4 protein-coding genes are annotated in these 7,810 nt (G+C 57.9%); 3 read left to right on the top strand and 1 reads right to left on the bottom strand.

Going from position 1 to position 7,810, the window contains the following annotated elements; all coding sequences use genetic code 11:
- Positions 1 to 254 precede the first annotated feature (254 nt).
- Entirely contained in the window at positions 255 to 2,171 is a 1,917-nt protein-coding gene (locus NZ823_17525) for a response regulator (protein MCS6806929.1), read from the bottom strand.
- A 249-nt stretch (positions 2,172 to 2,420) separates the two neighbouring features.
- On the opposite strand from NZ823_17525, the gene NZ823_17520 reads away from it, so the two are divergent.
- The 3 genes from NZ823_17520 to NZ823_17510 all read left to right on the top strand — a co-directional run bounded on the left by NZ823_17520 (position 2,421) and on the right by NZ823_17510 (position 7,622).
- A complete protein-coding gene (locus NZ823_17520; protein MCS6806928.1) occupies positions 2,421 to 3,569 on the top strand; it encodes an exonuclease SbcCD subunit D in 1,149 nt (382 codons plus the stop codon).
- Positions 3,566 to 6,628 carry an SMC family ATPase gene (locus NZ823_17515; GenBank protein ID MCS6806927.1) on the top strand — a complete coding sequence of 1,021 codons (3,063 nt, stop codon included), beginning with the start codon at positions 3,566 to 3,568 and terminating at the stop codon, positions 6,626 to 6,628. Before NZ823_17520 ends, NZ823_17515 begins: the two co-directional genes overlap by 4 nt.
- Positions 6,629 to 7,466: 838 nt before the next feature.
- Positions 7,467 to 7,622 carry a hypothetical protein gene (locus NZ823_17510; protein ID MCS6806926.1) on the top strand — a complete coding sequence of 52 codons (156 nt, stop codon included), beginning with the start codon at positions 7,467 to 7,469 and terminating at the stop codon, positions 7,620 to 7,622.
- Positions 7,623 to 7,810: the final 188 nt, after the last annotated feature.

The following is a 7,810-nucleotide window of genomic DNA, read 5'->3' as shown; positions in this document are numbered from 1 at the left end:
ACGCGGGGGCCCACAGCGAGGCCCCCCTACAGGCCTCCCTGCCTGCCCGCTTTCCTGGCAAAAACGCGAGCCCAGAGCCACCCTGTACGGGCGGCTCGCCGTGGCCGCCCGACTCCTCTGCTAATAACCATTTTCATGGTTCGTGGCGAGCACGGAGCTCATGGCCGACTCTCTCCCCAATTTCGATGCCGACTATTCGGGCAGTACCAAACCCATGTGCAAACCGCTATGGGTGTATCACTCACAAACGGTGGTCACGATTGGTTCGCTGGCGCGCGCTGGCGATCCAGTATTTCACGAACTTTGCTGGCGAGGGCTTCCGGCGAAAATGGTTTTTGTAGAAATGCAACCCCTGGCTCCATCACTCCATGTCGAGCAACTGCCTCATCTGCATAACCCGACATCAGCAACACCTTGAGCTCAGGGCGCAACGCATGGAGCTTCTGCATCAGCTCGCGACCGCTCATGCGCGGCATCACCACATCAGACAATAACAGATGAATCGGCGTCTGCTCACGCTGCTGAACCAAACTCAATGCCTGTTCCCCGGACTCAGCTTCGAGCACGGTGTAACCAAGCTGCCGCAAAATGTGACTGGCCAGCTCTCGCACAGAGGGTTCATCTTCGACAAGCAAGATCGTTTCCACGCCGCGTTGCATCTGCTGCGTCTGTTTCGCGTGAATGCTGACGGGTTTTTCGGTCGCCTCAGGGAAATAAATCCTAAAGGTTGTCCCTTCTCCCAGTTCGCTTTGCACCTGAATGTGGCCGTTGTTTTGTTTGACGATGCCATAGCAGGTGGCCAAGCCTAAGCCGGTGCCTTTGCCTTTTTCTTTGGTGGTGAAAAACGGCTCGAAGAGGTGTTCTTTGACCTCCTCCGTCATGCCGGTGCCTGTGTCACTGACGGTCAGTAGGACGTATGGCGCGGGCGTTGCGTCGCCTTGCGGTTGCAGCGTGGATTCGTCCAGATGGAGATTGGCACGAGCCGTTTCAATCGTCAACGTGCCGCCTTGTGGCATGGCGTCGCGGGCGTTGACGGCCATGTTGACCAGCACCTGGGTGAGCTGACCCGGATCAACTTTGACAATGCACGGATCGGCTGCCGACCGTATGACCAGCTCAATGTCTTCGCTGATCAAACGTCGCAGCATCTTACCGACATCCAGAATCAGCTCGTTCAGATCAATCACCTTCGGCTCGGTCACCTGTCGGCGGGCGAAAGCCAGTAATTGTTTGTTGAGATTGGCGGCGCGTTCGACCGATTTTTGGAGCTCTTGCAGGAAGTCGTGAGCGGGGTTCTCCTCAGGGATCATTTCCAGCGACAACGTGGTGTAGCCTGTCATCGCCGTGAGCAGGTTATTGAAGTCATGAGCAACGCCGCCAGCCAGCCGACCGATGCTCTCCATTTTTTGCGCATGGAGCAGGCGTTGTTCTAATCCCTTGGCTTCGAGCACAGTGGTCACTTGACTGGCGACGCCTGTGATCAACGAGAGTTCCGCCGGCGTGAATCGGTTGATGTCCGGGCTGGCCAATCGAATGGCGCCGATCACTTCGTTGCGCGTCTTCATCGGCACAGAGACCCACGATTGAATGCCGTGCGCTTTGTCCCACGGGCCAATTTCGCCGCTCGCCCGATCAATTGGTTCGCGCACGACCTTCACATCCATCAACCACGGGTGGGTGGATGGATCGAGTTCTTTCAGCAATTCCACTTGCTCATCAGAATAGCCACGATAGGACTGAAGCACGAACTTCGCGCCCCGTTTCAGATAGATGCAGCCAAGCGGCAGGCTCAGCGTGCGCATCAATTCAGCCAGCGTATTATGCACAATGCTCGTCACACTCGGATCGCGCGTGCTGGCTAGTGCGATGGCGTACACCATGGATAATTCTTGATTGCGCTGACTGAGTTCGGCCTCTTTTTGCTTGCGCTGAGCGATTTCTCGGCCTAAGCTGCGCCAGCCACGCCACGAAAAAATACTGAGCGCAATGAGCAACAACACGGCCAGCGTGACCAGTTCATCAACCTGCCAGCGTTCATAGCGGCGCGACCAGACAAAGAACTGTTCAAACGCATTGATGCGCGCAGCCAACACAAACATGATCGTACACACGGTCAACACGATGATTAAATCAGCCGTCAGCTTGATGAGTTTAATGACCACTTGCACCATAGATTCTTGCTTCCGCGCTAATCATAGCTGGTGATGCTGGTCCACACAAGCAAAGATCGTGGCACTCAGCGTTGGCCGTCGAGGCGTCAATGCGCGTTGACGTCCGATGTGTGGACGCCAGCGCCGATCATTCTCGATGCAGCGTGCGTGTCTTCAGTCGCTCGGTTGACACGCTGACTGGTGGTTGTATACTGAGGTGGCGAAGGTTCGTAACTTCCATCTAAGGATCAACGCAGAGGCAGGCCAACGATGAAGTTCATTCACACGGCAGACTGGCATCTCGGACGCTTTTTTTACGGCGTTCACTTAACGGACGATCAGGCTCACGTGTTAGATCAGTTGGTTGATTTGGTGAAAGACGCGCAAGCTGACGCACTGCTGGTTGCCGGCGATATTTATGATCGCGCGATTCCGCCGGTGGAAGCCATTGCGCTGCTCGACGACGTGCTGTCGCGCATTGTCAAGGGATTGCGTGTGCCGGTCGTATTGATTGCCGGCAACCACGATAGCGCACAACGGCTCGGCTTTGGCTCGCGGCTGCTGGCGGCTGAGCAGCTTCACATTGTGGGTTTGTTGCCAGCGGAGATGAGGCCGATTGTTTTGCATGATGAGCATGGTCCTGTGTTTGTTCATGCGATTCCTTACGTCGAGCCGGCTGAAGCGCGACAATACGTGGCCGACCGAGCGATTGACGATCATGATGCTGCGCTGCGTGCGCTGCTTGATAGCATTCGGGCGCGTCATGGGCTGGAGGGGCGCAACATTTTAGTGACTCATGCGTTCGTTGCCGGCGGTCAAGAGAGTGAATCCGAACGACCGCTCTCAGTTGGTGGCGCAGGCACGGTGAAAGCTGACTGCTTGGCCGGTTTCGACTATGTCGCGCTCGGCCATTTGCACAGGCCGCAGACGGTCGGTGATGAGCGCATTCACTACGCCGGTTCGTTACTCAAGTATTCGTTCTCGGAAGCCGATCATATCAAGTCGGTCAATCTGGTAGAGATGGACGAGCGCGGCCGCTGTCGCGTGCAGCAGATTCGGCTGACGCCCCGCCGTGATGTGCGGTGCATCACAGGGTATCTGGCTGAGCTGCTGCAAGGCCCGCCCGATGGGCAACGGCTGGACGATTACCTGATGGTCACGTTGTTGGACACCGGCGCGCTCCTGGACGCGATGGGCAAGTTGCGTCAGGTCTACCAAAACGTGCTGCATATTCAACGAGCGTTTCTGATGAGCGAGGCGCCCGCGCGCAAGGCTCGCGCTGATCACCGTCAGGTGAACGAATTGGACCTCTTCTCCGAGTTTTACTGGCAAATGACCGGAGAGCGCCTGAGTCAGCAACACGCCGCAGCGTTCAGCTCAGTGCTGGATCAATTGCGGCAGCAGGAGGCGGAGCGATGAGGCCGGTCAAACTGATTGTCTCCGCCTTTGGTCCATACGCCGGTGAGCAGGTCTTCGACTTTCGCCTGCTCAAGGATAGGAATTTGTTTTTAATTCACGGACCGACCGGGGCCGGCAAAACGTCAATCTTGGACGCCATTTGCTTTGCCCTCTACGGGGAAACATCCGGCGCTGAGCGAAATCCTAAGCAGATGCGCAGCGATCATGCCGACCCATCATGCTTGACGGAAGTCACATTCGATTTTTCATTGGGCCGCGAACTATACCGCGTCTATCGCTCTCCCGACCAAGAACGACCGAGAAAGAAAGGTGGAGGAACAACGAAGGAAAAAGCCCAGGCTATGCTGTGGCAACGCACCGGCTGCGCTGATGACGCAGCGGAGGGTCGGCTGATCGCCACTCAGCCAAAGCGCGTCACTGAAGCCGTCGAACAGCTTCTTGGATTCAAGAGTCATCAATTTCGTCAAGTGATTGTGCTGCCGCAGGGGCAGTTTCGCACGCTGCTGCTGGCAGGCTCCGGCGACCGGGAGAAAATTCTGGAAACATTGTTTCAAACCGAGACCTATCGTCGGATTGAAGAAGCCCTCAAAGAAACCGCGAAACAACAGAGCGAACAGATCAAAGCGTGCCGTCAACGCTGCCAGATGATCCTGGAGCAAGCCGACGCGCCATCAGCCGATGCCCTCTCCGAGAGGCGGCAGCAATTAGAGGCGCAACTGACGGTCATCACTGCTCAACTTGAGCAGCACCGCCAACGCGACAAAGAAGCGCATGAGCGATTAGCGCAAGGACAACAAGTCGTCGAGCGATTGAAAGAACACGCGGCAGCGCAAGCGGCATTGGCAGCATTGCTTGAGAAGCAGGATCAATTCACAACCAAGCAGACGGAACTCGCGCTAGCGCGAAAAGCTGCCACGCTCGTTGAAGCAGAGGCAGCGTTGCGGCAACGCACGAGCGAGGCCCAACAAGCTGAGCGTCAGCTTGCGCAGGCGCAGACGGCGCTACATCAGGCTGAACAGAACATGCAACGCGCACAGCAGGCGCTCAAAGAAGAACAAGCGCGCGATAAAGAACGCGAGCAAGCGACTCGGCAACTGGCGCAGTTCGATCAGTGGCTCGACCACATCAAGGCGCTGGAAGCAGCCAGGCAGAGTCAAGCTGCCGCTCACGTCGAAGCCGCCCGCGCCACAGCTCAACGCCAGCAGGCCCAGCAAGCCATTGAGCAATGCCAGCGAACGCTCGACGAAAAACAGAAATCGAGGGAGAGCCTTCAATCGGTTGCCCTGCGGCTGGAGGCGTTGCGCAGCGGTCTTGCTGAGGCAACTCAGAAACTCGAACAGCGTCAGCAGTTGGAGCGCATTCGACAGGATTTGTCTTTGGCGCGCGGGCGCTATCAACAGCTTCAGCAGCAGCGCCAGCAAGTTGCAACCACGTTGAGCCAACAGCGCGCCGCGTTAGCCGAGTCAGAAGCAATTTGGTTTCAGGCGCAGGCGGCCATTCTCGCGCAGCAACTGGTCGCCGGTCAGCCGTGTCCTGTGTGTGGATCAACCGAGCATCCTCGCCCGGCTCGCGCCGAGCATCCTCTGCCGTCAGAGGCCACCATCAAACAGCAGCGGCGCAAGCTGGAACAACTTCAGCAGGAGCACGACGAGCTTCAACAAAAGGAAGCCGCTGAGCAGCGCGCTGTCGGTCAGTTCGAATCAGCAGAGCGAGTCATCGCCGAGCAGCTTGGCCAATTGAGTCACGCAGATGTGACGGTGCTCGAAGCGCAGGCGCGTCAAGCTGCCGCTGATGTCGCTTGCGCTGAACAAGCGGCTCGAGAAATGAGCGCACTGGAACAAGAGGTGCAACAGCTCAAACAACAGCAGCCGTTGCTCCAACAACAATTCGACGAAGCAGACAAAGCGGCACAGGAGGCGAACGCGCGCTTGAGAGAGACGCAAGCCATTGTGGCTGAGCGCGAGACGCTGTTGCCAGAACAATGGCGTGACCGGCGGGCGCTGCTTCAAGCGCGATCGGGCGTCGAACGCGCGCTGGCGCAGTTGAAAGCGTCGCTAGAGAAAGCGCAGCAAGCGGCCAGCCAGGCCGATCAACAGTGGGCTGCTTGCCGCGCGGCGCTGCAAGCGGCTGAGCAGTCGGCTGCGCGCGCGCATGAGCAGGCCCGCCGGCAACAGCAGGAATTTGCCGAGCGGCTCGGCGCTGCTGGCTTCCTCGACGAAGCGGCGTATGAATCGGCTAAACGCACGGCGCAGCAGATGGAATCGTTGGAGCGCGAACTAGCAGACTTTCAGGCTCGCCTGCAAGCTGCCAGCGAGCGGGCTCAGCGCGCGCAAGAAGCCGCCCACGGGCTGGTTGAGCCTGATCTGGCCGCGCTGCAACAACAGGCTGACGCAGCCAAACAGGCGTTGGAACGCGCGCTCATGGAGCGTACTCGTTGCATGACGCAACTGGAACAAACAGACCGTTGGTTAAACGCGCTCGCTGCTGCGCAAGCGGAATTGACCTCGTTGGAGGAGTACTATAGCGTCATCGGGCACATCGCTGATGTGGCAAACGGCAGGAACCCGCACGGGATCACCTTTCAGCGATTCGTGCTAGGCGCTTTGCTCGATGACGTGCTCATTCAAGCGACCGAGCGATTGAAGCTGATGAGTCGAGGACGATTCCATTTGCAGCGAGCTGCACAACGCGCTGACTTGCGAACGGCTGGTGGGCTGGACCTGGAAATTTATGATGCCTACACGGGAACGCAGCGCACCGTCTCGACGCTATCGGGCGGCGAGAGCTTCCTTGCGTCGCTTTCGTTAGCTCTCGGACTTGCCGACGTGGTTCAATCTTATGCTGGCGGGATTCACCTGGACACGATCTTCGTGGATGAAGGCTTTGGCAGCCTGGATGCCGAGACATTGGATTTTGCCATACGCGCCTTGACCGATCTTCAAGCAGGTGGACGATTGGTTGGGATTATCTCACACGTCCCGGAATTGAGAGAGCGGATTGATGCTCGCTTAGAAATCATCGCCGGTCGAGCAGGCAGCACAGCGCGGTTTGTCCTGTGAGGTTGAGCAGTCTCATCGCCTTCATCATCACGTTCATCGTCACACCAGTAGTCCAGAGAAAGGCCCTATGTGAGTCAGGAGTCAGGAGCCAGGAGCATCATCCTAATCGTCCGGCGAAATGCCATGCTTGATGCAGCGACATAGAGCAGCAACAGAACGTCTTAAGCAGCCATCTCTGATTTTCCATGCGCATTTGTGTTACCTCCTCATGCTACGCTCGCGTTTGCTGAGCCGCACCAGCGGCACATGGCAATGTTGGCAGACGGGCAACGTCTGGAACGGAAAACGTCCGAAGTCAGCTTGCGTCGAAGGCGCAACCAGCAGGTGGCCAGACGGGCAACGTCTGGAACGGAGCGCGAGAATGGACGACGCGTTGGAGACGCGCGGAGAAGTTGTTGCGATTGACCACCAGCAATGCCTCAATAGGAGAGTGGCTGGCGCATCTTCAAGGCGCGGAGGGTGGGGGTGTGACGGCCTCCCCAGACGTTTCACATCTGGCTACCTTCTGCTGGCCGCTCCCGCGGCCACTCGCTTTCCTGACCGGCTCCATCACGCGACCTTCTGCTGGCCGCTCCCGCGGCCTAACCGAACCGGGAGATTGAGGGGTTTGCTCGTAATGCTGAGGCAAAAACTTCCGCCCGTATTGAAGCGGTGACATGCCGAGGTAGTTGATTGTGAGAATATCCTTTGGTGAGGTATAATCGCGCCGCACCGTAGGCGGTTAGAAAGATGTTCAGGGACGCTCAAACTGGATGCAACAGAACCCATCAACCGGCAGCTTGGCAGAGGCCGACAGCGCCGCTCAGAGGGCTGATGCGCCCACGCACACGAGAGCACCATGATCGAGATCGTCAGTTCGCTGGTAAGCCTGTCACGCCAATCATCATTGGAGACTGTGCCAGAGGGGCGCATCTCCGACAGCGTCAACGCAAGCCAGCGCCTGATCCGGTTCAGCGCGCGCTCGGTTGGCGCAATCGCTGCGACGTTTATCTGAGGGCAAGTAGGACGTGTCACGTGTATGGCTAACGAATCCATTCCCATTTCGGTCGCTGGTGATTCGCAGGACGTTGTTCATCTCGGCGATGATGTCACGTCCAGTCCGCTCTGGAATGCCGATTTAGCGCCCACCACGGCCGAGCAGCGTACCTGGAGCACCTATCACATTGCGGCGCTCTGGATCGG

Source organism: Blastocatellia bacterium (genome assembly GCA_025054955.1).
Lineage (GTDB): Bacteria > Acidobacteriota > Blastocatellia > HR10 > J050 > JANWZE01.
This window is presented reverse-complemented; position numbering and strand designations above follow the sequence as displayed.